Raw genomic sequence first — 273 nt, 5'->3', positions numbered from 1 at the left:
AAGTAAAATACAAAGGCCAGTCTATTGATGAAGTGCTGGAAATGACAGTGGAAGATGCGCGGGTATTTTTTGATCCTGTGCCAGCCATTGCCCGAAAACTGCAAACCCTGATGGATGTCGGACTATCCTATATCCGCCTGGGGCAAGCGGCGACCACGCTGTCCGGCGGCGAAGCGCAGCGGGTGAAACTGGCGCGCGAGCTGTCCAAACGCGATACAGGCAAAACCCTGTATATCCTCGATGAACCGACAACGGGCTTGCACTTCCATGATA

1 protein-coding gene is annotated in these 273 nt (G+C 53.5%); it reads left to right on the top strand.

What is annotated here, in order from left to right; genetic code table 11:
• On the top strand, nucleotides 1-273 hold a 273-nt coding region (locus tag R0J87_RS20375), incomplete at both ends, for an ATP-binding cassette domain-containing protein (RefSeq protein ID WP_498888528.1).

This window comes from Halomonas sp. SIMBA_159, assembly GCF_046536035.1.
GTDB classification, from domain to species: Bacteria; Pseudomonadota; Gammaproteobacteria; order Pseudomonadales; family Halomonadaceae; genus Vreelandella; species Vreelandella venusta_A.
Note: the sequence above shows the minus strand (reverse complement) of the source record. Positions and strands in the feature narration are given on the sequence as shown.